At 68.3% G+C, this 24,416-nt stretch carries 26 protein-coding genes and 1 riboswitch; of the genes, 16 read left to right on the forward strand and 10 right to left on the reverse strand.

Annotation, left to right across the window (positions count from 1 at the left end; genetic code table 11):
* The first annotated feature begins 31 nt into the window (after positions 1-31).
* Positions 32-1,216, forward strand: a complete 1,185-nt coding sequence (locus tag PSS76_RS12640) for a pyridoxal phosphate-dependent aminotransferase (RefSeq protein WP_005515143.1) — start codon at positions 32-34, stop codon at positions 1,214-1,216.
* A complete protein-coding gene (locus tag PSS76_RS12645; RefSeq protein WP_005515144.1) occupies positions 1,213-2,229 on the forward strand; it encodes an AraC family transcriptional regulator in 1,017 nt (338 codons plus the stop codon). The genes PSS76_RS12640 and PSS76_RS12645 overlap by 4 nt, the downstream gene beginning before the upstream one ends.
* Here the strand turns inward: PSS76_RS12645 and PSS76_RS12650 are convergent.
* Together PSS76_RS12650 and PSS76_RS12655 are read right to left on the reverse strand one after the other, a co-directional pair.
* On the reverse strand, positions 2,189-2,512 hold the full coding sequence (locus tag PSS76_RS12650) for a WhiB family transcriptional regulator (RefSeq protein ID WP_022594306.1): 324 nt from the start codon (positions 2,510-2,512) through the stop codon (positions 2,189-2,191). The two genes, PSS76_RS12645 and PSS76_RS12650, sit on opposite strands and share 41 nt — an antisense overlap.
* 88 nt (positions 2,513-2,600) lie before the next feature.
* Positions 2,601-3,005, reverse strand: a complete 405-nt coding sequence (locus PSS76_RS12655) for a hypothetical protein (protein WP_013415009.1) — start codon at positions 3,003-3,005, stop codon at positions 2,601-2,603.
* Positions 3,006-3,246: 241 nt separating this feature from the next.
* Here PSS76_RS12655 and PSS76_RS12660 point away from each other — a divergent pair, with 241 nt between their 5' ends.
* The 5 genes from PSS76_RS12660 to PSS76_RS12680 are packed head-to-tail and all read left to right on the forward strand — an operon-like array spanning position 3,247 to position 5,526.
* The gene (locus PSS76_RS12660; RefSeq protein WP_005515149.1) at positions 3,247-3,396 is read left to right on the forward strand and encodes a hypothetical protein; all 150 of its coding nucleotides are present in this window, start codon (positions 3,247-3,249) and stop codon (positions 3,394-3,396) included.
* Positions 3,397-3,433: 37 nt separating this feature from the next.
* Entirely contained in the window at positions 3,434-3,799 is a 366-nt protein-coding gene (locus PSS76_RS12665; RefSeq protein WP_005515154.1) for an anti-sigma factor antagonist, read from the forward strand.
* Positions 3,800-3,804: 5 nt separating this feature from the next.
* Positions 3,805-4,296, forward strand: a complete 492-nt coding sequence (locus tag PSS76_RS12670) for an ATP-binding protein (protein WP_005515155.1) — start codon at positions 3,805-3,807, stop codon at positions 4,294-4,296.
* 6 nt (positions 4,297-4,302) lie between these two features.
* A complete protein-coding gene (locus PSS76_RS12675) occupies positions 4,303-4,734 on the forward strand; it encodes an ATP-binding protein (RefSeq protein ID WP_064078513.1) in 432 nt (143 codons plus the stop codon).
* 3 nt (positions 4,735-4,737) lie between these two features.
* Positions 4,738-5,526 carry an RNA polymerase sigma factor SigF gene (locus tag PSS76_RS12680; protein WP_064057919.1) on the forward strand — a complete coding sequence of 263 codons (789 nt, stop codon included), beginning with the start codon at positions 4,738-4,740 and terminating at the stop codon, positions 5,524-5,526.
* A gap of 6 nt (positions 5,527-5,532) precedes the next feature.
* Here PSS76_RS12680 and PSS76_RS12685 read toward each other — a convergent pair whose 3' ends face one another.
* On the reverse strand, positions 5,533-7,212 hold the full coding sequence (locus PSS76_RS12685; protein WP_175279309.1) for a phospholipase D-like domain-containing protein: 1,680 nt from the start codon (positions 7,210-7,212) through the stop codon (positions 5,533-5,535).
* A 171-nt stretch (positions 7,213-7,383) separates the two neighbouring features.
* On the opposite strand from PSS76_RS12685, the gene PSS76_RS12690 reads away from it, so the two are divergent.
* On the forward strand, positions 7,384-7,812 hold the full coding sequence (locus tag PSS76_RS12690) for an ATP-binding protein (protein WP_005515161.1): 429 nt from the start codon (positions 7,384-7,386) through the stop codon (positions 7,810-7,812).
* A gap of 33 nt (positions 7,813-7,845) precedes the next feature.
* Here PSS76_RS12690 and PSS76_RS12695 read toward each other — a convergent pair whose 3' ends face one another.
* The 4 genes from PSS76_RS12695 to PSS76_RS12710 all read right to left on the reverse strand — a co-directional run bounded on the left by PSS76_RS12695 (position 7,846) and on the right by PSS76_RS12710 (position 11,866).
* A complete protein-coding gene (locus PSS76_RS12695) occupies positions 7,846-8,289 on the reverse strand; it encodes a response regulator (protein ID WP_005515162.1) in 444 nt (147 codons plus the stop codon).
* A complete protein-coding gene (locus PSS76_RS12700; RefSeq protein WP_084843974.1) occupies positions 8,286-9,908 on the reverse strand; it encodes a sensor histidine kinase in 1,623 nt (540 codons plus the stop codon). Before PSS76_RS12700 ends, PSS76_RS12695 begins: the two co-directional genes overlap by 4 nt.
* On the reverse strand, positions 9,905-11,116 hold the full coding sequence (locus PSS76_RS12705) for a PP2C family protein-serine/threonine phosphatase (protein WP_064077893.1): 1,212 nt from the start codon (positions 11,114-11,116) through the stop codon (positions 9,905-9,907). The genes PSS76_RS12700 and PSS76_RS12705 overlap by 4 nt, the downstream gene beginning before the upstream one ends.
* 138 nt (positions 11,117-11,254) lie before the next feature.
* Positions 11,255-11,866: a TetR/AcrR family transcriptional regulator gene (locus tag PSS76_RS12710; RefSeq protein WP_041673894.1), complete on the reverse strand. Its 612-nt coding sequence runs from the start codon at positions 11,864-11,866 to the stop codon at positions 11,255-11,257.
* 201 nt (positions 11,867-12,067) lie between these two features.
* Between PSS76_RS12710 and PSS76_RS12715 the strand changes: the two genes are divergently transcribed.
* Positions 12,068-13,174, forward strand: a complete 1,107-nt coding sequence (locus PSS76_RS12715) for an alpha/beta hydrolase (RefSeq protein WP_064077892.1) — start codon at positions 12,068-12,070, stop codon at positions 13,172-13,174.
* A gap of 4 nt (positions 13,175-13,178) precedes the next feature.
* Here the strand turns inward: PSS76_RS12715 and PSS76_RS12720 are convergent, their stop codons facing one another.
* Positions 13,179-13,604, reverse strand: coding sequence for a VOC family protein (locus tag PSS76_RS12720; protein ID WP_064077891.1), 426 nt, complete (start codon positions 13,602-13,604; stop codon positions 13,179-13,181).
* Between the two features lie 119 nt (positions 13,605-13,723).
* Positions 13,724-14,800: a 3-deoxy-7-phosphoheptulonate synthase gene (locus tag PSS76_RS12725; protein WP_064077890.1), complete on the reverse strand. Its 1,077-nt coding sequence runs from the start codon at positions 14,798-14,800 to the stop codon at positions 13,724-13,726.
* Between the two features lie 292 nt (positions 14,801-15,092).
* On the opposite strand from PSS76_RS12725, the gene PSS76_RS12730 reads away from it, so the two are divergent.
* The 3 genes from PSS76_RS12730 (at position 15,093) to PSS76_RS12740 (ending at position 16,741) form a co-directional block, all read left to right on the forward strand.
* Complete coding sequence (locus PSS76_RS12730) at positions 15,093-15,446, forward strand: ArsR/SmtB family transcription factor (RefSeq protein ID WP_064057913.1); 354 nt, start codon at positions 15,093-15,095, stop codon at positions 15,444-15,446.
* 3 nt (positions 15,447-15,449) lie between these two features.
* On the forward strand, positions 15,450-15,935 hold the full coding sequence (locus tag PSS76_RS12735; protein WP_064077889.1) for an SRPBCC family protein: 486 nt from the start codon (positions 15,450-15,452) through the stop codon (positions 15,933-15,935).
* 122 nt (positions 15,936-16,057) lie between these two features.
* A complete protein-coding gene (locus PSS76_RS12740; protein ID WP_022594297.1) occupies positions 16,058-16,741 on the forward strand; it encodes a nitroreductase in 684 nt (227 codons plus the stop codon).
* A 27-nt stretch (positions 16,742-16,768) separates the two neighbouring features.
* Here the strand turns inward: PSS76_RS12740 and PSS76_RS12745 are convergent, their stop codons facing one another.
* On the reverse strand, positions 16,769-17,407 hold the full coding sequence (locus PSS76_RS12745; protein WP_254593111.1) for a TetR/AcrR family transcriptional regulator: 639 nt from the start codon (positions 17,405-17,407) through the stop codon (positions 16,769-16,771).
* Between the two features lie 164 nt (positions 17,408-17,571).
* On the opposite strand from PSS76_RS12745, the gene PSS76_RS12750 reads away from it, so the two are divergent.
* The 4 genes from PSS76_RS12750 to metE all read left to right on the forward strand — a co-directional run bounded on the left by PSS76_RS12750 (position 17,572) and on the right by metE (position 24,383).
* On the forward strand, positions 17,572-18,807 hold the full coding sequence (locus PSS76_RS12750) for a cytochrome P450 (RefSeq protein WP_064077887.1): 1,236 nt from the start codon (positions 17,572-17,574) through the stop codon (positions 18,805-18,807).
* Between the two features lie 29 nt (positions 18,808-18,836).
* Complete coding sequence (locus tag PSS76_RS12755) at positions 18,837-20,009, forward strand: phosphotransferase family protein (protein ID WP_337456237.1); 1,173 nt, start codon at positions 18,837-18,839, stop codon at positions 20,007-20,009.
* Positions 20,006-21,619 carry an ABC transporter substrate-binding protein gene (locus PSS76_RS12760; RefSeq protein WP_084986875.1) on the forward strand — a complete coding sequence of 538 codons (1,614 nt, stop codon included), beginning with the start codon at positions 20,006-20,008 and terminating at the stop codon, positions 21,617-21,619. Before PSS76_RS12755 ends, PSS76_RS12760 begins: the two co-directional genes overlap by 4 nt.
* A 153-nt stretch (positions 21,620-21,772) precedes the next feature.
* Positions 21,773-21,955: riboswitch (cobalamin riboswitch) on the forward strand.
* 166 nt (positions 21,956-22,121) lie between these two features.
* On the forward strand, positions 22,122-24,383 hold the full coding sequence (gene metE / locus PSS76_RS12765) for a 5-methyltetrahydropteroyltriglutamate--homocysteine S-methyltransferase (RefSeq protein ID WP_337456238.1): 2,262 nt from the start codon (positions 22,122-22,124) through the stop codon (positions 24,381-24,383).
* The last annotated feature ends 33 nt before the right edge of the window (positions 24,384-24,416 follow it).

Below are 24,416 nucleotides of genomic sequence, written 5' to 3' on the forward strand. Positions count from 1 at the left end.
TCGTCGACGGCGACGCCGCTACGCTGGACAAATGCCCGCAGCGCCCCGTTCCCGCACCGTCTCGCGACTGCAGCCGTTCGCGTCCACGATCTTCGCCGAGATGACGGCGCTGGCCACCGAGCACGATGCGATCAACCTGGGTCAGGGCTTCCCCGACACCGACGGTCCGGCGTCGATGCTCGAGGTCGCGCGACAGGCGATCGCCGACGGCCTCAACCAGTACCCGCCCGGTCCGGGTATGCCGGTGCTGCGGCAGGCCATCGTGACCGACCGCGCCCTGCGCTACGGCATCTCACTCGACCCCAACTCGGAAGTCCTGGTGACCGTCGGCGCCACGGAGGCGATCAGCGCCGCGATCCTCGGGCTGGTCGAGCCCGGCGAGGAGGTGGTGCTGATCGAGCCGTACTACGACTCGTACGCCGCCGCCGTCGCGCTGGCCGGGGCGGTCCGGCGGTCGGTTCCGCTCGCCCGGGACGGCGGGCGGTTCGTGCTCGACCTCGACGGTCTGCGGGCCGCGATCACCCCGAACACCAAGATGCTCGTGGTCAACTCCCCTCACAATCCCACCGGCACCGTGTTCACCGAGGCCGAGCTGCTCGCGGTTGCCGAGCTGGCGTGCGAGCACGATCTGCTGGTGCTCAGCGACGAGGTGTACGAGCACCTGGTGTTCGACGGCCTCACCCACACGCCGCTCGCTGCGCTGCCCGGCATGTACGAGCGCACGGTCACGGTGTCGAGCGCGGCCAAGACGTTCAACGTCACCGGCTGGAAGACCGGATGGGCCTGCGGCCCTGCCGAACTGATCGACGCGGTTCGCGCGGCGAAGCAGTTCATGTCGTTCGTGGCCGGCGGCCCGTTCCAGCCCGCCGTGGCGCACGCGCTCGAACACGAGCAGGCATGGGTGCGGCAGATGCGAAACGAGTTGCAGGGCAAGCGAGATCTGCTCGCGGCGGCCCTGCGGGACGCCGGATTCGACGTCTGTTCGGGCGGTGGCACGTACTTCCTGCTGGCCGACATCTCCGCGTTCGGCACCCGGGACGGAATCGAGTTCTGCCGCCGACTACCCCGCGAGGTCGGCGTCGCGGCGGTGCCCGTGAGTGTGTTCACCGACCACCCCGAGCAGTGGAGTCACCTGGTTCGGTTCGCGTTCTGCAAGCGTGACGAGGTCCTCACCGAGGCGGCGTCCCGGCTCCGCCGGGCAGAGGTGTCCGGGTGAGCCTGGCGACCGTTCCCGCGGACTTCCTCAAACGCGCCCTGCGACTGGCGGAGACGGCAGGTGCGGACCTGGCGTCGACGCTCGAGGCGTCGGGCATCGACGTCGCGTCGCTCGACGATCCCCGCTCGCGGCTCACCCCGGAGCAGGTCACGGCGTTCACCCAGGCCGCGTGGCAGCTCACCGACGACGAACTGTTCGGCATCGGTGCGTCTCCGGTCCCGCGCGGCACGTTCCGGCTGATCTGTCTGTCGTTGATCCACCGCCCGGATCTGGGCAGCGCGCTCGAGCGGATGGCCGACGTCACCCGCGCGCTACCGGTGCCACCGATCACGCTTGTCCGGAGTGAACGCTCCACGCGACTCGAGGTGCGGGTCGACGTCCGCGACGACGCGTACTCCCCCGAATTCGTCGACGAGGCGTTCCGGCTGGTCACCGATTTCGAGCTGATCCTCCTGCACCGCTTCGCGGCCTGGCTGGTGGGTCGCCGCGTGCGACTGCGGGCGGTGCTCATCCCCTATCCGGAGCCCGAGGCCCGGTTCGCCAAGCACTACGACGCGATCTTCGGGGTCCCGGTCACGTTCGGGGCGGCCGTGGCGACGCTGGAGTTCGACAACGCGATCCTGCGGGCACCGATCATCCAGGACGAGGACACGCTCGCCGAGTACCTGCGCGAATCTCCGAACCTGCTTCTCTCCGAACGCGACTACGACAGCACCGCCTCCGCTCAGGTGCGCCGGGTACTCGAGATGGGCGCGCGCGGACGCACGTGCACTGCCGACGAGATCGCCGAGATGCTCTCGATCAGCGTGCCGCACCTGCGCCGGCTCCTGCGCCAGGAAGGCACGTCGCTCAACGCGCTGCGCGAGGAGGTGCTGCGCGACGCCGCGGTCGCTGCACTCCGCCGCGGCGAGCCGGTGGACGAGCTGTCCGCCCGGCTCGGCTTCTCCGAGGCGAGCGCGTTCCGGCGCGCCTTCAAACGGTGGACGGGCGCGACGCCCGGGGCCTACCGCTGAGCGTTCCGCCGGCACACCCTCCCGCCGCCACGTGGGCGCGGGGCCGTCCGCGTGAGCGCTTGCGGGCGACGACGACGCCGCGGTGCAGGATCTCACCGCCCCAAACTCCCCACGGCTCGGCCCGCTCGAGCGCACCGGCGAGGCACCGGGACCGGATCGGGCATCCCCCGCACTGCCGTTTGGCCTGCTCGAGATCGTCGGGGGCCGGCGAGAACCACAGATCAGGATCGCCGGTGCGGCACGGCGTCGTCCGTTCGTCGATGGAAATCGCACTGCCCTGCATCCCGATGGTCTCCTCGTCTCCCCGCGGCCGGGCAATTCCCGTGCCATCGGTACAGACCGGTTTCAGGACGAAAACTCATCGCGAAAGGTCAGCAGAGAGCGACGGCGCCGGTCGAGGGGACGGTCACGGAGGGGGCGGCCACCGTGGTCGCGTCGGCGGCGCTCGCCGCGAGCTGCCGGCCGGGCACCGCGCGGGCGACGTCGTAGACGCGATCGAACGCGTCCGCCAGCCATTCGTCGGTGGCCTCGGCCAGCACGCCCGCCGACGGATCCTGCTCGTCGTGGACGGTGACCGTCCAGTCCCCGCACGCGTCGGGATCGGTGGTGGTGCCGGTGTCGTCGTTCCGCGCGAGGAGGAACCGTCCGAACTCGAAGTCGACCCGGACCACGCGGCGGCCGCGGTGCAGAACCACCCGGACGGGACGATGAGTCGCCGCCGCCAGCACCGTGACAGCATCGGTGTAGCAAAGATCAGGCGTGTCCAGCCATCCCATGCCGAGGTCCTTTCCCGACGAGTTCTCCGAGTTCTCCGCGCCGCCCTCCGGCAACGCACTCCACGCTGTTACCCCGGGAGAACGGCGGCTATACCTCCGATGTCACACACGTCACCGGAACCGTCCGAAACGGTCGTCCGTACCGCTCCGCCGGCCTTTTCGAGATCGGGGGTATAGGGCACCCGAGAGGTGGGTACAGACGGGGAGATCGTTCGTAAATCTCTCACCGGGAGTTGCCCTCATGTCGTTGTTCTCGAGGACCGCCGTTCGCGTCGCCTGCGTCAAGAGCGTCTACTCGTGGTGCGGCGTGCCGTACTTCGGCGCGCGTGCCGACCTGGCAGCCACGGCCTACCCGACACCGGTGTCCGTTCTGTCGGCGGCGCGGGCGTAGGGCCGGCCGGGTGAGCACCGAACGTATATTTGCGCCCATGGAAATGTCCGGATCTGCCGCCGATTCCGCCCTGTCCCTCGACGTCGACGTGATCGAGGGCGTGGTCGTCCTACGCGCCCGCGGCGAGATCGACGTCCTCACCGCGCAGATGTTCGAGGAAGCACTCGACCGTGCCGCGTCCCGGCTGAAGGACGGCGTACTGATCGTCGACCTCTCCGAGGTCGCGTTCCTCGCGTCGGCCGGCCTCGCCGTGCTGGTCCGCTGCAGCGACGACATCCCCGCCGGTAATCGGTTCATCGTGGCCGCGCACGGCCCCGCCACTGTCCGCCCCCTCGAGCTGACCGGACTGACCGAGGTGCTCGAGGTGCACCCGTCCGTCGAAGCGGCTCTGTCGACGGTGTGATCCTCGTGGCTGACAGAACGGTTACCTCGGCGTCGGTGGCGCAGCAATCGGGCGTCGACGCCACGCGTGGCGACGGCGGCTTCTCGCTGATCGAACTGCGGGCCGAGCCCACGGTCCTCGCACCGGCTCGCCGGGCGCTCGCCGAGTTCCTGAGGCGGGCGGGTTTCCCCGACGACCGGGCGCAGGACGTGCTGTTGGCCTGCTACGAGGCGATGGCGAACATCGTCGAGCACGCGTACCCCAGCGGGGCCGCCGGCACCTTCGACGTGTCGGCGACCTGTGACCGGGCCGGGACCCTGACGGTGACGATCACCGATCGTGGCGTCTGGAACAGCGCGGGGCCCGACCCCGCTTCGCGTCGGGGCCGCGGGTTGCAACTGGTTCGCGCGTGCGCCGACCGATCCGAGGTCGCGTGCGGGGACACCGGGACACGAGTACTTCTCCAGTGGCGCGGCGCGCCCAGCAGCGCCACGCCCTACGACGAACAGGGTGGATAGAACACGATGCAGGCCGACGCCACTTCCGAGGTCTCCCTCAGCCCGTCCGGCACCACCCCCGCCGTGACGGTCACCGTCGCCGCCCGGCACGACCAGCTCACCATCCTGCGGATGCTGACCGAGTTGGTGGCGATGCGCAACAACTGCACCCTCGATCAGGCGGCCGATCTCAAGCTGGCCGTCGACCAGATCTGCACCCTGCTGATCTCGTCCGCCGCCCCGGACACCGAGGTGAGCTGTCGGTACACCACGGTCGACGACACCTTCACCATCGCGCTGACCGCGTTCACGGTAGGCGAGTGGTACCCCGAACAGGGCAGCCTCGAGTGGCGCATCCTCAGCGCCCTGGCCGATTCGATCGCGATCGACCAGCAGCCCGGCGCCTCCGGCGGCGCGACCGAATCGACGGTGACGATCTGCACCCGAAAGCTGGTGTGACGGGTGGTTGCCCACGCCGACTCCCCGTCGTCACAGTCCTCGGACGACCTCGACGGGGTGGCCGAACTGTTCGCCGAACTGGCGAACTGCGACCCCGGTGACGAGCGTGGCACCGCGCTGCGCGACCGGATCGTCGCGCAGTCACTTCCACTGGCCCGCAACATCGCTCGACGCTTCTCCAGCCGCGGCGAGGAGATGGACGACCTCTACCAGGTGGCGTGTGTCGGCCTGATCAACGCCGTCGACCGCTTCGACCCCGCCCAGGGAAGCAGCTTCGCCGCATACGCCGTCCCCACCATCATGGGCGAAGTGCGCCGTTACTTTCGCGACCACGCGTGGGCGGCCCGGGTCCCCCGTCGCCTCAAGGATCTGACACTCGACGTCGGCAAGGCCACCGAGGCACTGTCGCAGCGCCTCGGGCGCTCACCCACCGCACACGAACTGGCCGCCGAACTCGGCACCGATCCGGACTCGGTCATGGAGGCGATCGCCGCGGCCGGTGCGTACCAGACACATTCGCTCGACAGCCCGGTCGGGCGCGACGGCGAGAGCGCGACTCTCGCCGATACCCTCGCGACCGACGACGTGGATCTCGAACAGACCGAACTCCACCTCGCCCTGCGGCCTCTCATCGATCAACTCGAGCCGCGGGAGAAGCGCATCGTCGTGATGCGCTTCTTCGAGGAGAGGACGCAGACCGAGATCGCCCGCGAGATCGGCGTCTCGCAAGTCCAGATCTCCCGCCTGCTGTCGAAGATCCTCGCCAGGATTCGCACCAACCTGGACGAGTGACGCCGCTCAGTAGGCGCGCTTCAGCCGCAGCCGGAGGGGCCGGCCGTCGGGGTCGACGACGAGGCGGTAGACGAGAGCGGCGGCGCGCTGCTGCCACCGTGGCGGCACGTCGATGTGGTGTCGGCGCAGCCGTCCCGCAGGTCTGGTCCCCGCCGACGGCGCCTCGTGCCAGCGGTCCAGCGCGTCGACACTGGTTCTGACGACGTCGAAGAAGCGCCCCGGGTCGATCAGGTCGGCGTCGTCACCCTCGCGCCGGCCCAGGTGTTCCCGGGCCAGCTCGAGCCGGAGGTCGCGCGCGAAACGGCGCGCCCCGTCGCCCAGACCGGCCGGGTCGACGGGCGCACGAACCTCACGCTCGGCGTCCACGACGGCGGCAGTCAGCTCCGAATCATGGGTCCAGGACCGACGATTGAAGTTGTCGCTCCCGACGGCCGCCCACGTGTCGTCGACAACACACACCTTGGAGTGCACGTACACGGGAATGCCGCGATCGTTCTCGAGGTCGAGCACCAGAACCCGGTCGCCACCGGCGGCGCGGATGGTTTCGAGCGCCGACGAGTGCCCGAGCAGCGCAGACGGGATCGTGATGGGACTGTCGTCGTCGAGATGCTTCGGAACGACCGCCACCAGCCTCAGCTCCGGCTCGCGGCGCAGCGCCTCGGCGAACACCCGCGCGACGTCCACCGACCACAGGTACTGGTCCTCGACGTACACCAGGGTCCGGGCGCGGTGCAGAACCTTCGCGTATGCCTTGGCCGCGCTGCGTTCGCCCTCTCGGGCAAAGGGGTAGGCCGGTCGGCGCCGCGGGTAGGTGCGCAGCAACTGCACCGAACACGACCCGCACGGCTCGGGAGGCGCTGCGGGCGTCGGCAATTCGGACGGTGATCGAGTCAGGCCCCGCAGGATGTCCGGCAACGCGTGCCACGGCAGCCGGGACAGCGCAGCGGGATCCTCCCACCGCTCCCGGAACACGTCCTCGACGTCACGGACCGCCGGCCCGCGAATCTGCAACTGGGCGTCGTGCCACGCCGGGGTCTCGCCGTACTCGGGCGGGAACGGCCGGCTGAGCGGGTCACCGAAGTGATCGGCGTCGTCACGGCGGGCGCGGGCGAGATCGATTCCCCCGACGAACGCGACGTCGGGGATGTGCGGGTCGGCATACCGGACCACGACGAACTTCTGATGGTGACTGCCGAGTGCGGGTACCCGCTGGTCGAGGATCACCTCACCGCCGGCGGCCTCGAGCGTCTCCGCGAGCTTGCGGTTGCGGCGCCCCGGGAATCCCAGTGTCTCGATGTGCGAGCGCCACATCATGCCCTTGACCGTCGCGCCGCGACGGGCGGCGCCGGCGAAGGCGTCGGCCACGGTAGTGCCGTCGACGAGCTGTTGATCGGCATCACCGCGCCAATCCGTGAACAGCACGAGGTCGTTCGATCCGGCGCGGGCCAGAGCCTCGGCCAGGGCCTCGAAGTACGCCCTGCCGTGGATCAGGGGCGTGACCTCGTTGCCGTCCGTCCACGCCGGGATCCGGGTGTCGCCGTTTCCTCGCTCGTCGTCGCTGAGGAACCACGGGTGCGCCGGATCGAACCGCTCCCGGCGGCCCGTCAGCGCGAGGCTGGACCGCCCGAACGCCGAGGAGACCCGCCCAGCGAGCACACGGCAGCGACGCCACAGGGTTACGACCAACGCTCGAATCCTCCTCGGGAGCACTCCGGGATCATTCCAGAACCGTGGGGCGCTGTCCGGCACCGGACGGTCGGAGCGAGATTCCGGTCGGAAGTCCCAGGTATAGGACCCCCGTACTCGGGGTACCAGATCGGGGAACCGTGTCACCGTACCGAGCCGGGGAGAGAAGCCATGTCACGGCAGCTGCGGCAGCGCCCGACCGACGACGCCCTGTCATTGACGGGCATTCGTGCGATCCCGACCGAGCTGGCGCCGGCCCGCGCCAGCCTGACGTCGTACATGCACGGCCTGGGCCTGCCCGCAGTCCAGGCCCAGGACGCGGTCCTGGCCGGCTACGAGGCGATGGCGAACAGCGTCGAGCACGCCTACCCGCCCGGCGGCGCAGGAACATTCGATCTGCATGCCACTCGCGGGCACGACGGGGTCGTCACCGTCACGATCACCGACCACGGAACGTGGAAGGACACCGGGACGCAGCCGCACGCCAAGCGGGGGCGCGGCCTGCAGCTGATGAAGGCGTGCAGCGACCACGCGGAGGTGCACCGTGGCCACGACGGGACGCGCGTCCGGTTGCAGTGGAGCCCTCGCGTCGCCGCGTGACGGCGCGGCTCCGGATGTCGCCGAACGGCGGATTCAGTGCCGGCCGGGGAGACGGACCACCTGCACCCAGAAGTCGTCGATCTGCCGGACGGCAGCGATGAACTGATCGAGATCCACCGGCTTGGTGACGTACGCGTTCGCGTGCAGCTTGTAGCTGCGCACTATGTCCTCCTCGGCGCCCGACGTCGTCAGGATCACTACCGGGATGTCGGCCAGGTCCTGGTCCGACTTGATCTTCTCGAGCACCTGGCGTCCGTCGTACTTGGGCAGGTTGAGGTCGAGCAGGATCAGGTCCGGCCGAACAGCGTCCGGGTACTCCCCGCGCTTGTAGAGGAAGTCCAGCGCCTGTTCGCCGTCCCGGACGACGTGCAGGTTGTTGCCGACCTTGTTGAACTCGAACGCTTCCCGCGTCATCAGTTCGTCGCCGGGATCGTCCTCGACGAGAAGGACGTCGATCGCCTTGCCTGCAGAACTCATGTGAGGGCTCCTTGTCCGGTGTGGACGCCGACATCGGCGCCGTTGTCTGCTTCGCTGATGACGGGCAGGGTGAAGTTGAACCGCGCCCCGTCGGAAGAGGTTGTGTCGAGCCAGATCTGACCGCCGTGGTACTCGACGATCTTCTTGCACAACGCGAGTCCGATACCTGTACCGGTGTACTCGTCGCGGCCGTGCAGGCGCTGGAAGATGACGAAGATCTTCTCCTCGAACTCCTCCGCGATCCCGATCCCGCGGTCCTGCACGCTCACCAGCCACATGTCGTCTGGGCGGCGCTGCACGCTGATGGATACCTCGGGTGTGCTCTCGGGCCGAGTGAACTTGATCGCGTTACCGATCAGGTTCTGCCACAACATCGCCAGCAGCGTTGCATCGCCGTCGATCTCGGGCAGCCGCTGCGGTCGCTCGATCGTCGCACCCGACTCGTCGACGGCCGCGGAGAGGTTCGCCAACGCCTTGTCGAGCGCGTGGTCGAGGGACACCGGTCCGAAGCCGTCGTTGACCCGACCCACGCGGGAGAAGGTGAGCAGGTCGTTGATCAGCACCTGCATGCGCTTGGCACCGTCCACCGCGAAGTCGATGTACTGGCGGCCCCGCTCGTCGACGACGTCCCCGTAGCGCTTCTCGAGGAGCTGGCAGAACGAGGCGACCTTCCGGAGCGGTTCCTGCAGGTCGTGCGATGTGACGTAGGCGAACTGCTCGAGTTCGGCGTTGGAGCGCCGCAACTCCACCGTCTGCGCGTCCAGCTTGGCGGTCTGCACCTCGAGTCGGGCCTGACGGTCTCGCACGAGCTCGAGTTCGGCGACGATCCGCTGCCGCATCCCCTCGATGTCCTCGGCGAGCGCCCGGATGTCCGCCGGACCGCTACCCGCGTCGACCTGCTGCCCGAAGTTGCCCAGTGCCACGCGGCGCGACGATTCCGACAGTCGCCGCAGCGGGCTGGTGATCGCCTTGCGGATCAGCACCGCGAACGCCGCCGACGCGGCCAACAGAATCACGAACAGCGACACGAACACCGCGGCCCGGATCTCCCGCGCGTGCGCGAGGGTCGCCCGGGCGTCGGCGCCTGCCTCGGCCAAGTGCTGGTCCAACTCGCCGAGACCGGCGCGCAGCTGGTCGAAGGCGAGCTTGCCGCGCTCGTACACGCCCGGGTCGAGAGGGCGGCCACCCGTGGTCGGTGTGGTGGCGAGGATGGGCTCGACGAAAACGGTCTGCCAGTTCGCGGCGTCCTGCTCGATCGCGTCGAGATCGGCGACCAGTTCGGATGTGGAACTGACCAGACCGCGCAGCTCGGCCATCGCGTCGGTCTGCAGCTGCTCTCCCGCGGTGTACGGCTCGAGGGCTGCCGTGTCACCGCTGAGCGCGTACCCGCGAACCCCCGTCTCCTGATTCAGGAACGACGCCCCGAGCTGCGAGGCCGCAGCTTCCGCCGGCGCGAGCCGGTTGATCAGATTGTCGGTGGCCGTCTGGGTCCAGTTCAGCGACACGGCAGCAGCGACCGCCCCGCCACAGATCAGAACCACCAGGGCGGCCAGGATCACGTTGAACCATGCCTGGACCGTGAGGCCCTTACCGGCGGTTCGCCGCAATTGCGTACTCATCGACGGGCACCTTCCTTCGTCATCCGAACATGGACGACTGCGATGTCGTCGGTCAGGCCGCCGAAGTCGGCCGCAAGGCTCTCCGCGTGGCCGATCAGCGCGTCGACGAAGTCGTCCGCCGACGCATCTACGCGCGTACGCGCGTACTCGAGCAGACGCTCCTCGCCGAGCCGCTCCGTCGTACCGGTGCGGCTCTCGAACAAGCCGTCGGTGAAGAGCACCATCGCGGACCGATCCTCGATCGGCAGCTCGTGGGCCGTCCACTGCCCCGGCACCCGGCGCAGACCCAATGCGGGCCCACCGGGAACCTCGAGCCAGTGCACCCCGGAGCCGGTGCGCAGCATCATGCCGGGATGGCCCGCGCGAATGACGCGCATCGTGGACCGATCCGGTGCGAGCACGACGCACGTCATCGTCGCGAAGATGTGGCGCCGGGGCCGCTCCGCGATCAGGATCTCCTCGAGCGTCCGCATCGCGGCGTCGGTGGGGACACCACCGACCACCAGCGTCCGCCACGCGATTCGCAGGCTCACGCCGAGGGCGGCCTCGTCCGGACCGTGCCCGCAGATGTCGCCGATGAGGACGTGCACCGTCCCGTCGCCGGCCTCCACCACGTCGTAGAAGTCGCCGCCGAGCAGGCCGTGCTCACGTCCCGCCCGGTAACGCGCAACCACCTCGACGTGGTCGCTGCGCAGCAGGGGAACCGGCAGCAGGCCGCGCTCGAGCCGGGCGTTCTCGCGGGATCGCTGTTCACTCGCTTGCAGGGCAGCCGCATTGTTCTCGGCACGCTTGCGCTCGACGGCGTACCGGACCGAGCGCGTCAGCAGGTCGCCGTCGACCCGGCCCTTGACCAGGTAGTCCTGCGCGCCGGCCGCCACGGCCGCGAGTCCCGTTCCGTCCTCGGCGAGACCGGTCATCACCACTACGGGCGCACCGTTCGCGCTGCGCTGAACAGCGGCGAGCGCGTCGAGTCCCTGCGCATCCGGCAGATGCAGGTCCAGCAGGATGCAGTCCGGCCTACCGGTTTCGAGTACCGCCTGGGCCTGTCCCAGCGACTTGGTCCAGACCAGGTCGTAGTCGAAGGCCGAGTCGATCGCCATCTCCTCGACCAGGAGGGCATCGCCGGGGTCGTCCTCGATCAGCAGGATCGACAGCTTGCTGTCGCCTGCTATTTTCGCACCGCTGGGAACAGTGTCGTCGTCGGTCACGCCGGATTGGCCAGCGAAACAGTCGACAAGGCCATGACCTGCTCCTCACGTCGGGGCAGACGATCTGCCGACGACTACCCTAACGGACGCTTGGACCACGGGCCGCGCCGCTGTGAGGACCCGCACCGGTGTCGTTCGTTACGCGGCCACCACCGGTGTGACGACGGCGAGGCCGGCGAACACCTTCGCGAAGGCCGCGAGCGACGCCTCCACCTCGTCGGTGCGCCCGTCGGCGAGCCAGCCGAGGATCAGGCCGTCGATGGCCGTGGTTACCATGCGGCTGAGCACGGGGATGGGAACGGTCCATTCGATCCCGGCGGTCTCGGCGAGCCGGGCGAGGAAGCGGCCGGTCGATGCGAAGTACTCGCGGTACTGCCACTCGGCCACGTCGCTGCGTTCGGGGGCGCGCAGCGCCCCGACGGTCAGCTCGTAGAACACCAACTGCTTCCGGGGTTGGACACGAACGGTTTCCCACAGGGTCATGAGCCCCTTGAAGATCGACTGCTCGGCATCGACACCGGGCGTCAGGCTGGCGACCGCGTTCTCGAGCATCGTCGCGACGACCTCACGGGTGAGTTCGCGCAACAGTTCCTCCTTGGAACTGAAGCAGTAGTGGAACACGCTCTGCTGCACCCCGGCCTCGGTGCAGATCGCGCGGGTACTCGCGGCGGCGAGCCCCACCTCGGAGCTGACGCGAATGGCCGCGTCGATCAAGTCCCTGCGCCGTTGTTCCGCCGAAACGTAAGGCATCGCAACCTTTCCCGAACCCTCGCACCCAGTGTTCCCGGCAGCGTAGTGGGCAGTTGGTCCGGTGGCCAGGGTTGAGCGCAGTGAATTCGCGGAGCCGAGCGATGTCCGATTTCACCCTTGTTTCCAAGCCGGTCGGTTGACAGACTTCGGGGACGATTCGGCAGCACGACGTGCGGCCCGCGGCGAGAGGACGAAAGACCGATGAGAACGACGCTCGAATCGATGCTCGAATCGGCGGTCCGGACCGTGGCCACGGTCGCCGGAGCACTCCCCACGCCGCTGCAACGCGCCCTCGGCGGCCGACCGGTCCGCCTCGACGGGCAGGAGCTGAATCCCGAGATCCAGTTGATGCTGCGCATGCTGGCGCTGCTTCCGGACTCCGACTTCGAAGAGCTCCCGATCGAGAAGTCGCGCGCGCAGATCGACATGGAGGCACGCCTGGTCAGCGGTCGGCCGATTCCGATGGCATCGGTCGAGTCGCTGGCGATCCCCGGACCGGCGGGCCCCGTCCCGGCACGGATGTTCCGCCCCGCTGGTCTGCCGACCTCCGCGCCGCTGCTGGTCTACTTCCACGGCGGCGGTTTCGTCCTCGGCAGCCTCGACAGCCACGACTCGCTGTGCCGGTTCCTCGCCCGGAACGCCGAGGTGGCCGTGCTGGCCGTGGACTATCGCCTGGCACCTGAGCACGCCTTCCCCGCTGCGGTGGACGACGCCGTGTCCGCCTTCCGCTACGCGGTCGAGAACGCATCGGCGCTCGGCATCGATCCCGACCGGGTGGCTGTCGCCGGCGACAGTGCCGGCGGCAACCTCGCCGCGGTCGTCTCGCAGGTCACCCGGAACGACGACCGGCGTCCCGCGTTCCAGATGCTGTTCTTCCCGTGGCTCGACATGACCGCGAAACGCCGCTCGTACCAACTGTTCAGCGACGGCTTCTTCCTCACGGAGGCCCAGATGGATTGGTACACGAACCATTACGTGCCGAAGACGGAAGATCGCAGCGACCCGCAGGCATCGCCGATCCTCACTGCGGACCTCACCGGACTGCCCGCGGCGTACGTCGCGATCTCAGGATTCGACGTACTGCGCGACGAGGGCATCGAATACGCCGAGTGCTTGCGTGCCGCGGGCGTCCCGACCACGTTGCGCGTCCACGACGACCTGGTACACGCGTTCGTGAACCTCACCGGCTACGGGCGAGCCGGGGTGGATGCACTCCGCGAGGCCGCCGGTGCACTGCGCGTGGGACTCTCCTTCGCGCCGCGGCGTGCGTCCGATCCCGGACTCGGGGCAGTCGAACTGGCGGAGTGACCGCTCAGCCCACGCAGAACTCGTTGCCCTCGGGGTCGGTCATCGTGATCCAGATGCTCGGGCCCTGCCGGCCGCGATGCAGGACCGTGGCGCCGGCGGCGACCAGTTCGGCGGCCACCTCCTCGCGGCGGTCCCCCACTCGCACGTCGAAATGCATCCGGTTCTTAACCGCTTTGCCCTCGGGCACCAGTTGGAACAGCACCCTGGGCCGCTGCGGGTGCTCGGGGTCCCGGATGGCCGCCCCCTCCTTCCAGACGAGGACCCCCTCGAACACCGTGGTGTCCGACTCCTGCGCATGTCCCGCCTCGACGAGTCCCCGGATGAACTGCTCGTCGCTGGGCTCCACCTCCCAGCCCAAGGTCTGCGCCCACCACTTCGCCTGCAGGTGAGGATCCTTCGCGTCTACGGTGATCTGAATTTCGTATCCCATGTCGCGACGCTACTGCGGACCACCGACAAGTCTGTGCGGAATACGCTTCGCCGATCAGCTGCCGACGGGGCGTGCCCTCACCAATGGAGAACACGCCCCCGTGCGGCCGACGACCGGCCTCAGCCGCGGCGAGTGGCGACCGCGGCGGCGAGACGGTCGAGCGTCGAGGCCGTAGTCTCCCAGTCGATGCAGGCGTCGGTGATCGACTGGCCGTAGGTCAGTTCATCGGACCTGCCCAGCGTCAGGTCCTGGCGGCCCGCCTCGATGAAGCTCTCGAGCATGATGCCCACGATCCCCTTCTCGCCGGCCTCGATCCGCTCGGCGACGTCGGCGGCGACGTCGACCTGCTTGTTGTGGTCCTTGCGGCTGTTGCCGTGACTCGCGTCGATCACGACCCGCTCCGGAAGACCCGACTTCGCAAGGCGCGCAAGGGTGTCCGCGACGGTCTCGGCGTCGTAGTTCGGCCCGTCGGTGCCGCCACGCAGGATCACGTGGCAGTCCGGGTTCCCGACGGTGTGGATCAGCGCGGCCTGCCCCTCGAGATCGGTGCCCGGGAAGACGTGGCTCGCGGCCGCGGCGCGGGTGCCGTCGACCGCAACCTGGACGTCGCCCTCGGTGGAGTTCTTGATACCCACCGGCATCGACAGCGCGCTGCACAGCTGACGGTGCACCTGGCTGGCGGCGGTGCGGGCACCGATCGCGCCGTAGGTGACCAGGTCGGCGATGTACTGCGGGATGATCGGGTCGAGGAATTCGCAGCCGACCGGCAGACCGAGCCGAGAGATGTCCAGCAGCAGCTTGCGCCCCATCCGCAGGCCGGTGTTGATGTCGAAGGTGCCGTCGAGGTGCGGGTCGTTGAGCAGGCCCTTCCAGCCCAGCGTGGTGCGCGGCTTCTCGAAGTAGACGCGCATGACGATCTGCAGGTCGTCGCGCAACTCCTCGGCCTTCGCGGCCAGACGGCGTGCGTAGTCCATTGCCGCCTCGGGATCGTGCACCGAGCACGGTCCGACCACGACGACCAGACGGTCGTCGTCGCCGTTGAGGATGTTGACGGTGTCGGCACGCCCCGAACGCACGGTGGCCGCGGCCACCTCGTCGGGAGTGTGCTCGGCGCGCACGACGGACGGCGCCACCAGCGGGCTGACACTGACGGTGCGCTGTTCGTCGAGACGCTGGTCGTTTGCGATAGCAGTCATGGGGTTCGGTTTCCTGTTCTCAGGCCGACCCTCGAAGACTGAAGAATCCAGTGAGCCGGTCTGTCATCCGGCTCTGGGGTGGAAGATTGTCAGCGCGTGGTTACGCCGACCGACCCACCCGGGGCCGGCCTGCTAAACCAGAAATAGGTCGCTGACACGTCGACCACAGTAGCGCGGGCCGCCCAGACATGCAGCAGCGCCCCCGCGAACGAGACCACGATCACACCTAGTGGGCACCCGGCCCGTAGCCCCTCCCACGCACCGAACCCTTGACATACAACCAATCGGTTGTATGTTTGCCAGTGTGAGCGGAGATGACGAGGACCGGGCGGACGCCCTGTTCCACGCGCTCGCCGACCGCACCCGGCGCGACATCCTGCGCCGCGTCCTGGCCGGAGAGCACTCGGTTTCCGCGCTCGCCGAGAAGTACGACATGAGCTTCGCCGCCGTGCAGAAGCACGTTTCCGTGCTGCAGAACGCCGGCCTGCTCACCAAACGGCGTCGCGGGCGCGAGCAGTTGGCCAGTGGCGACGTGGCCGCGGTGCGCTCGGTGGCCTCCATGCTCACCGAGCTGGAGGACGTCTGGCGCGGGCGCATCGCACGTATCGACGAGCTCATCGCACTCGACTCGACCAAGGAGGACTGAGCAATGCCTGTCACCGATGTTTCGCACGATCTCGAAAACCGCACCCTGACGATCACCGCGCAGTTCGCGGCTCCGGTGGAACGGATCTGGCAGATCTATGCCGACCCGCGCCAACTGGAGAAGGTGTGGGGGCCGCCGGCCTGCCCCGCGACGGTGGTGGACCACGAACTCGTACCGGGCGGACGGGTCACGTACTTCATGACCGGTCCGGAAGGTGAGAAGTACGCGGGCTACTGGGAGATCTCGGCAGTGGACGAACCGCACAGTTTCTCGTTCGCCGACGGCTTCGCCGACGAGGACTTCAATCCGAATCCCGAACTGCCCGTGTCGCAGAACGTCTACACGTTCACTGCACACGACCGGGGCACGCGGGCGACGTACACGAGCACATTCGAGTCCGCAGAGGGCCTGCAGAAGGTGTTGGACATGGGCGTCGTCGAGGGTGCGACGTCGGCGATCAACCAGATCGACAGCGTTCTGACGGCCTGACGACACCCGGCCGGGCGGGGCCACCTCTGGCGAAACTGAAATCAATTCCATATCGTGTGACGCGCGACACCCGCGCGACGGGCGCCGCTCACGCCCGTCCGCCGTCGTCAGGAGTGCCCCCCGTGACCGCATCGCCCAGCTCGAGCGCCGATCTTCAGACTCTGCTCGCGACCCGCAGCAGTTGCCGCGCGTTCCGTCCGGATCCCGTTCCGCGGGTGACGATCGAGCAGATCCTCGAGCTGGCGCAGCGCACTCCGTCGTGGTGCAACACCCAGCCCTGGCAGGTCGCGATCACCGAGGGTGAGGGCACCGAACGGTTCCGGAAGGGGCTGGGCGAGTATGTGCGGTCCAACCCCCAGGAATCGGACTTCCCGTTCCCCGCCGAGTACCGCGGCGCGTACCAGCAGCGCCGCAAGGAATGCGCGATGCAGTTGTACGCGAGCGTCGGCATCGCGCCCGGAGACCGGCAGGCGTCGGCGCAGCAGACCATGAAGAACTTCGACCTGTTCGGCGCACCGCACGTCGCGATCGTCACCACGGACGCCGCGCTCGGCGTCTACGGTGCGGTCGACTGCGGCCTGTACGTGAACACCTTCCTGCTCGCCGCCCAGAGCCTCGGTGTGGCAAGCATTCCGCAGGCCGCGCTGGCCGGAAGCGCGCCCTACCTCCGCAGCTTCCTCGACCTGCCCGAGGACCGGAAGGTCGTGTGCGCCATCTCGTTCGGCTACGCCGACGAATCCCACCCAGCGAACGGCTTCCGCACCACCCGCGCCGACATCGCGTCCGTGGCCACCTGGGTGTCCTGAGGCGCCCGCGGCGTCGAACGGCCGACTCTAGAAGGAGCTCAGGGCGCGGTCCGGAAGCTCCGCGAGGCTGCCCAGCGTGCCCATCTCGATGAGATTGATGACGAAGGTGTCGTGATCGAGCGGGAGCTCGCTCCCGCCGTCGAACGCCCGTGCCCGCGACGCCAGCGCCGAGACGATGAAATTGGTCGTCAGCCGGATCCGCTCCTCGCGGAGCGCTTCGCTCATGCCCGTCATGGATCGGCGGACCACATCCTTCGCGATCGCACTCGCCGGGGAATACTGGGCGTCGGCGAGACCGCCACGCCGCTCGTACACCTCGGCCATGATCTGCACGAAGTCACGCCCTCGTTCGTCGAGAAGCTTCTCCGCGAGCGGAATCGTCATTGCGGCGATGGCATCGCGCAGCGCCTCCGGCGAAGGTCCGCGGCCGACACACAACCGTTCGACCAGCTCGTCCATACGCCCGCTGACATCGACCATGTGCCGCAGCACGATGGCCTCGAGCAATCCTTCGCGGGATCCGAAGTAGTAGTGCACCGCCGAGTCGTTCCGCACCTCGGCCATCGCGTTGAGATCGCGGATGCGTACTCGCGCAATTCCTTCACGCGCGAACAGATACTCACCCGCCCGCAGCAATCGCTCCCTCGCGGGAAGATTCGGAGCCATGGCTTGACAGCCTAACAAACATGATTAATGTGTTCCGCATCACTGTTAACGGCCCTCGTTAACTGTTTCCTTCTCCACGGCCCGGTGCCCTCGGACGACCCGGGTCGAGCTGGACACTGTCCGATGTCAGGACTCCCGAATCCCTATGCGCGGAGGGAATTTCCATGGCTGTACCCGAAGGAATCGACGTCACCGACGCTTCGACGTTCGAGAACGGAATCCCCCACGACCTCTTCGCGGAACTGCGCCGCACCGACCCCATCTGGTGGAACCCGCAGCGTCGTGGGGCCGCGGGCTACGACGACGAAGGATTCTGGGTGGTGTCGACACACGAACTCGTCCAGGACGTTTCCCGGCGCAACGACGTGTTCTCGTCGTGGGAGAACACCGTCATGGTGCGAAACGCGGACGACGCGCCCCGCGAACAGATCGAAGCCCAGCGGGCCACCATGCTCAACAAGGACGAACCCGAGCACTCGGCACTTCGTCGCATCGTCACCAGAGGTTTCACCCCACGGGCCGTCAGCGGACTGCGCTCGGCGCTGGCCGCGCGGGCGCAGGACATCGCACGAACCGCAGCCGGCCTGGGACGCGGCAACTTCGTCGAGGAGGCCGCGTGCGAGCTGCCCCTGCAGGCGATTGCCGATCTCCTCGGTGTGCCGCAGGAGGACCGCCGCAAGCTCTTCGACTGGTCCAACCGAATGACCGGCCGAGACGACCCCGACGCGCACGGAGATCCGCTGGTCGCGGTCGGCGAAATCGCGGGGTACGCATACGCACTGGCCACCGAACGCCGCGAGAATCCGGCCGACGACATCGTCACGAAGTTGGTCCAGGCCCAGGTCGACGACGGCGCGCTCACCCCGGAGGAGTTCGCGTACTTCGTCATCCTGCTCGTGGTGGCCGGCAGTGAGACCACCCGGAACTCGATCACGCACGGGCTGATGGCGTTCCTCGACAACCCCGAGCAGTGGGAGCTGTACAAGCGCGAACGCCCGTCGACCGCGGTCGACGAGATCATCCGCTGGGCGAGCCCGGTCCTGTCGTTCCAACGGACCGCGACCTGCGACACCGAACTCGGCGGCCGGACGGTGCGGAAGGGCGATCGCGTGGTGATGCTGTATGCGTCCGCGAACTACGACGAGACCGTCTTCGACGAGCCCCGCCGCTTCGACATCCTGCGGTCCCCCAACCCTCATCTGGCCTTCGGGGGTACCGGGGCGCACTACTGCCTCGGCGCCAATCTCGCGCGACTCGAAGTGGAACTGATGTTCGCCGCGATCGCCGATCACCTGCCCGACATCACGATCCTCGGACCGCCCACTCGTATGCGCTCGGCATGGCTCAACAGCATCAAGGCGCTACCCGTCGACTACGGCACCTGCCCGGTCGCGCACTGACGGCCGCCCGGAACGACAGGAGGAAGGCGATGACCACCAGTTCCGCTGTCCCGAGGGGAGTGAACACGGACGTCACGACGACCTCGACCGATGTCGCGGCGCTCCGCGGAAGTCTCGAACGCTGGGTGCGAGACCGGATCGGGAGCCCCACCGCTCATGTCTCCGCTCTGCAGATACCGTCCGCATCCGGGATGTCGAGCATCTCGGTGCTCTTCACCGTCGACTGGGACGAGCACGGAACGCGCCACCACGCCGACCTCGTCGCCCGGCTGGCCCCCGAATCCACCGCGCTTCCCGTGTTTCCCGAGTACGACCTCGAACGGCAGGCTGCCGTCATGCGCGCCGTCGCCGCTCACAGCGCGGTGCCGGTGCCCCGGGTGCGGTGGGTCGAGCCGTCGTCCGACGTCCTGGGGCAACCGTTCGTCGTGATGGACCGGGTCGAGGGTGTGGTCCCGGTCGACAATCCCCCCTACGTGTTCGGTGGCTGGCTGCACGAGGCCACGTCGGAGCAGTGCGAGGTCCTGCGACGCGGTTCGGTGGAGGTGTTGGCGGCCATCCACTCGATTCCCGATCCGGAGTCGCTGTTGCCGGAGCTCGGTGCCGGCGCCGCCGACGACGCCCTGCGCAGGCACGTCGACAACGAGCGCACCTACTACGAGTGGACGCACCGCGAGGACGGGGTGCGGATCCCGCTGCTGGAGAAGGGGTTCGACTGGCTCGAGGAACACTGGCCGAGCGCTCCGTCGGAACCGGTGCTGTGTTGGGGAGACTCCCGTATCGGCAACATCATGTATCGGGACTTCGCGCCTGTGGCCGTACTCGATTGGGAGCTCGCAACCCTCGCTCCCCGTGAGGTGGACGTCGGTTGGTTCGTCTTCTTCCACCGGATGTTCCAGGACATGGCGGAACAGTTCGACCGACCGGGCCTTCCCCATCTGCTCCGACGCGAGGAGGTGGTCGCCCTGTACGAGGAGACGACCGGCGTCGAACTGCGCGACCTCGACTTCTACCTCGTCTACGCCGCCGTCCGCCACGGCATCATCATGTCCCGCATCAAGCGTCGCTCCATCCACTTCGGCGACAGTGCGGCGCCGTCGGACCCCGACGAGTACGTCCTGCACCACCACCTGCTCCGCCGGATGATCGACGGCGAGCCCGCATTCCCAATCACACAGTCTCGGAACGGAAGAAGGATCGAATGACACGATCGTCACTTGCCCGGTTCGGTCGGGTGTTCACAGCGTTGGCCGCGGCGACGGTGCTGGCGGCCGGATGCGCAGGCCAGAGCTCGACCTCCGCCACCGACGCCACCGACGTCACGACGGGCCTGGTGGGCGAGCAGCCCGACGGCGGCGACGCCGTGTCCGGCGGAATGCTGTCGTACGCGACGTACAACGCGGTGAGCAGCCTGGATCCGGCCGATCGGCAGGACGGCGGGGCGACCGGCGGCACCGAGATGGCGGCGATCTACGACGTCCTCATGCGCTACGACACCGCCACCAAGGAGTATCAGCCGCAGTTGGCGCAGTCGCTGACACCCAACGGGGACAACACCGTCTGGACGTTGAAGCTGCGGGACGGCGTGAAGTTCAGCGACGGCACCGCGCTCGACGCAGCGGCGGTGCAGTGGAGCATCGACCACTACCTCGAGAAGAAGGGCACCCACACGCAGGTGTGGAAGGTGACGGTCGACAAGGTGGAGTCGCCCGACCCGTCGACGGTCGTGTTCACGCTGAAGCAGCCGTGGAACGAGTTCCCGATCATGTTCACCACCGGACCGGGCATGATCGTGGCGCCCTCGTCGACGGCCAACGGCACCTTCACTCCCATCGGAGCGGGCCCGTTCACGGTCGAGAAGTTCGCATCCCAGAACGAACTGGTACTCGCCGCGAATCCGGGCTACTGGGACGGCAGGCCGAACCTGGACAAGCTGCGGTTCCCGGCCATCGTCGGCGAGCAGGCCAAGCTCGACGCGTTGCACAGCGGCGGCATCCAGGCCGCGTACCTGCGTGCCGCGGACACCGTGCACAACGCACTCGAGGCCGGGGACGTCGGCTACGTCTACACCGCCAGCATGGGTGGCGTGCAGGTACTGAACCAGCGCGAGGGACGCGCGGCGTCGGATCCGCGGGTGCGCGAGGCGATCGTCAAGGCATTGAACCCGGAAACGTTCAACGAGCGCGGTGAAGGTGGCTTCGGTATGCCGGGCACCGACATGTTCCAGTCCTGGTCGCAGTGGCACGGAGACGTGTCCGGCTCCACCTTCGACCCGGACACCGCGAAGAAGGTCCTGGCCGAGGCCAAGGCCGACGGCTACGACGGCAAACTCACCTATGCGGGCCTCAACGAACCGGGCGCTCAACGCCGGGCACTCGCGATCCAGTCGATGCTGCAGGCCGTCGGGTTCACCGTCGACATCGTCTACAACAGCGGCATCAACGACCTCGTCAAGATGATGTATGCCAAGCACGATTTCGATCTGGGCGAGTCAGCGTTCAATGTCCTCGACGAATCGCCGTTCATGCGCATGTACGGCAATCTGGCGAGCGCGTCGACGTCCAACGTCCTCGGGTATCAGAACCCCGAGATGGACGCCCTCCTCGGCAAGCTGCAGTCCGCACCGAACGACGACGACCGCCGCCGGGTCCTCGAGGACATCCAGACCCTGGTGAACGAGACGAACCCGATGATGGTCCTCGGCGCGGGCAAGTACTTCATCCCGTGGAGCAAGAACGCACACGGCATCACGCCCAGTGCCGACGGCGTCCTGCTGTTCGGAAACGCCTGGCTCACTCCGGATTCGGCGTCGTAGCACCGGACGCAGACACCGCTACTCGATCCTCGATCGGGCGGACGCCACCACGGGTCCGCCCGATCGGCCTTTCCCCGGGGCCTATGCTGGACGGTGCAGCTGGTTCGCCGGGTGCGGTCGTGAGGAGCCCCGAAGACCGCCGCCGGCGTCGAAGCATCCGTGGTCGCGAGACCGGCGGATGTGAGAGGGAACCCGGTGGAAATCCGGGACTGTCCCGCAGCGGTGAGTGGGAACGACCGCCGTCATGAGCACTGGACCGACAGGTCCGGGAAGCGACGGCCAGTAGGTTTCGCCGGGTCGATTCCCGGCCGAGCGCCCACGAGTCCGAAGACCTGCCGACTGTGTCGGGCACGCCGTGCCCGACGGTCCACCGCCTCGTGGAGAAGGCGAGATGGGCGATGCTCGGCACTTCGTGCTGCCCGCTGGCGGGTACACACAGGGCTCGCTTACGTTCTCGTCTGCCGGCGGTGACCATCCACGCTGTGAGCAACTGGAGAACGACGTGACATTCGCTTTCACCGCAACCGTGCTGGGCTCCCCGCGCATCGGACCCCGCCGCGAGCTCAAGAGGGCCGTCGAGGCCTACTGGGCCGGGAACCTCGACGCCGCCGCACTCGCGGCGGTCGGCAAGGATCTGCGCCGACAGACCTGGACCGAACTCGTCTCCGCCGGGATCGACTCCGTCCCGGTGGGCACTTTCTCGTACTACGACCAGATGCTCGACACCGCTGTCATGTTGGGCGCGCTGCCCGAGCGGGTCGAGAGGATCGACGACGAACTGGACCGCTACTTCGCGGCCGCGCGCGGCACCGACACCGTGCCGCCGCTCGAGATGACGAAGTGGTTCGACACCAACTACCACTACCTGGTCCCCGAGATCACCGCCGCGACCAGGTTCGTGCTGAATCCGGGCAAGATACTCGGAGAGGTCGCCGAGGCCCGGGACCTCGGCATCCCGGCACGCCCGGTCGTGATCGGACCGATCACCTTCCTGCTGCTGTCGAAGTTCGACGACGGCTCCGCGCTCGAGCGCCTGGACGAGATCGTGCCCCTGTACGCGGATCTGCTGCACCGTCTCGCGAACGCGGGCGTCGAGTGGGTGCAGATCGACGAGCCGGCGCTCGTGGCCGACCGGACCGACGCCGAGCTGGCCGCGACCCGCTCGGTGTACGACCGCCTCGCCGCGCTCGACCATCGTCCCGCGATCCTCGTCGCGTCGTATTTCGGTGACCTCGGCGCGGCACTGCCGGCGCTGACGTCGACGGGCATCGAGGGCATCGCCGTCGACCTCGTCGCCGGATCCCTCGACGCGGTGATCGCGACGCCGGACATCGAACGCAAGCACCTTGTCGCCGGCGTCGTCGACGGCCGCAACATCTGGCGCAACGGACTGGACGCCTCACTCGACACTCTCGAAATGCTGCGTGAGCGTGCGGGTTCGGTGGCCGTGTCGACGTCGTGCTCGCTGCTGCACGTCCCCTACACCCTCAGCGGCGAGGACGGTCTCGACCGGGCGCTGCGGTCGTGGCTGGCGTTCGGTTCCGAGAAGATCGGTGAGGTCGCCACCCTCGCGGCCGGGCTGCGCTCGGGGCGCGGGGCGATCACCACCGAACTGTCCGAGGCACGGACGGCGGCCGCCACCCGGGTCGCCGATCCGCGACTGCACGACGACACGATCCGCGAGCGCCTCGCCGACCTGACCGACGCCGACCGCACGCGGATCCCGGCGGCGGAGCGGCGCACCGTGCAGGCGAGTCGGCTGCCGCTGCCGCCGTTGCCGACCACCACTATCGGTTCGTACCCGCAGACCACCGCTATCCGCGTGGCCCGCGCCGCGCTGCGCAAGGGCGAGATCGATCAGGCCGAGTACGTCCGCCGCATGCGGGCCGAGGTCGCCGACGTGATTGCACTGCAGGACGAGTTGGGGCTGGATGTCTTGGTACACGGCGAACCCGAACGCAACGACATGGTGCAGTACTTCGCCGAGCAGCTCGACGGCTTCTTCGCCACCGCGAACGGCTGGGTGCAGTCGTACGGCAGCCGCTGCGTCCGCCCACCGATCCTGTTCGGCGACGTGCGCCGACCGAAGCCGATGACCGTCGAATGGTTCACGTACGCCCAGTCACTCACCGACAGACCCGTCAAGGGCATGCTCACCGGCCCGGTCACGATCCTGGCGTGGTCGTTCGTGCGCGACGACCAGCCGCTCGCCGAGTCCGCCGATCAGATCGCCCTCGCGATCCGCGACGAGACGATCGACCTGGAAAGAGCCGGCGCCCAGATCATCCAGGTCGACGAGCCCGCGCTGCGTGAATTGTTGCCGCTGCGGGCGGCAGAGCAACAGCACTACCTGGACTGGGCCGTGGGAGCATTCCGGCTGTCGACGTCGGGCATCGCCGACGCCACCGCGATCCACACCCACCTGTGCTACTCCGAGTTCGGTCCCGTGATCGGGGCGATCGCCGGCTTGGATGCCGACGTCACGTCGATCGAGGCGGCCCGCTCACACATGGAAGTACTCGACGACCTCGACGCGGTCGGTTTCGACCTGGGCGTCGGACCCGGCGTGTACGACATCCACTCGCCGCGGGTGCCGCCCGTCGACGAGATCGCCGCATCTCTGCGCGCCGCACTGAAGGCCGTTCCGTCGGAACGACTCTGGGTCAACCCCGACTGCGGCCTCAAGACACGAGGCTCGGTCGAGGTCGAGGCATCACTGCGCAACCTCGTCGACGCCGCACACATGGTGCGCGCGGAACTCTAGGCGATCGGGTCCGCCGCGACAGCGGAGGCGGGA

This window comes from Prescottella sp. D32 (genome assembly GCF_037287305.1).
GTDB classification, from domain to species: domain Bacteria; phylum Actinomycetota; class Actinomycetes; order Mycobacteriales; family Mycobacteriaceae; genus Prescottella; species Prescottella equi.

What these genes read in the sequence shown, in the direction of transcription:
- PSS76_RS12700 (WP_084843974.1), bottom strand. Translation starts at nt 9,908, where the DNA reads ATGAGTACGCAATTGCGGCGAACCGCCGGTAAGGGCCTCACGGTCCAG.
- PSS76_RS12750 (WP_064077887.1), top strand. Translation starts at nt 17,572, where the DNA reads ATGGCTGTACCCGAAGGAATCGACGTCACCGACGCTTCGACGTTCGAG.
- PSS76_RS12745 (WP_254593111.1), bottom strand. Translation starts at nt 17,407, where the DNA reads ATGGCTCCGAATCTTCCCGCGAGGGAGCGATTGCTGCGGGCGGGTGAG.
- PSS76_RS12715 (WP_064077892.1), top strand. Translation starts at nt 12,068, where the DNA reads ATGAGAACGACGCTCGAATCGATGCTCGAATCGGCGGTCCGGACCGTG.
- PSS76_RS12650 (WP_022594306.1), bottom strand. Translation starts at nt 2,512, where the DNA reads ATGCAGGGCAGTGCGATTTCCATCGACGAACGGACGACGCCGTGCCGC.
- PSS76_RS12690 (WP_005515161.1), top strand. Translation starts at nt 7,384, where the DNA reads ATGTCACGGCAGCTGCGGCAGCGCCCGACCGACGACGCCCTGTCATTG.
- PSS76_RS12730 (WP_064057913.1), top strand. Translation starts at nt 15,093, where the DNA reads ATGTTTGCCAGTGTGAGCGGAGATGACGAGGACCGGGCGGACGCCCTG.
- PSS76_RS12725 (WP_064077890.1), bottom strand. Translation starts at nt 14,800, where the DNA reads ATGACTGCTATCGCAAACGACCAGCGTCTCGACGAACAGCGCACCGTC.
- PSS76_RS12695 (WP_005515162.1), bottom strand. Translation starts at nt 8,289, where the DNA reads ATGAGTTCTGCAGGCAAGGCGATCGACGTCCTTCTCGTCGAGGACGAT.
- PSS76_RS12760 (WP_084986875.1), top strand. Translation starts at nt 20,006, where the DNA reads ATGACACGATCGTCACTTGCCCGGTTCGGTCGGGTGTTCACAGCGTTG.
- PSS76_RS12640 (WP_005515143.1), top strand. Translation starts at nt 32, where the DNA reads ATGCCCGCAGCGCCCCGTTCCCGCACCGTCTCGCGACTGCAGCCGTTC.
- PSS76_RS12720 (WP_064077891.1), bottom strand. Translation starts at nt 13,604, where the DNA reads ATGGGATACGAAATTCAGATCACCGTAGACGCGAAGGATCCTCACCTG.
- PSS76_RS12735 (WP_064077889.1), top strand. Translation starts at nt 15,450, where the DNA reads ATGCCTGTCACCGATGTTTCGCACGATCTCGAAAACCGCACCCTGACG.
- PSS76_RS12755 (WP_337456237.1), top strand. Translation starts at nt 18,837, where the DNA reads ATGACCACCAGTTCCGCTGTCCCGAGGGGAGTGAACACGGACGTCACG.
- PSS76_RS12710 (WP_041673894.1), bottom strand. Translation starts at nt 11,866, where the DNA reads ATGCCTTACGTTTCGGCGGAACAACGGCGCAGGGACTTGATCGACGCG.
- PSS76_RS12675 (WP_064078513.1), top strand. Translation starts at nt 4,303, where the DNA reads ATGCAGGCCGACGCCACTTCCGAGGTCTCCCTCAGCCCGTCCGGCACC.
- PSS76_RS12660 (WP_005515149.1), top strand. Translation starts at nt 3,247, where the DNA reads ATGTCGTTGTTCTCGAGGACCGCCGTTCGCGTCGCCTGCGTCAAGAGC.
- PSS76_RS12665 (WP_005515154.1), top strand. Translation starts at nt 3,434, where the DNA reads ATGGAAATGTCCGGATCTGCCGCCGATTCCGCCCTGTCCCTCGACGTC.
- PSS76_RS12655 (WP_013415009.1), bottom strand. Translation starts at nt 3,005, where the DNA reads ATGGGATGGCTGGACACGCCTGATCTTTGCTACACCGATGCTGTCACG.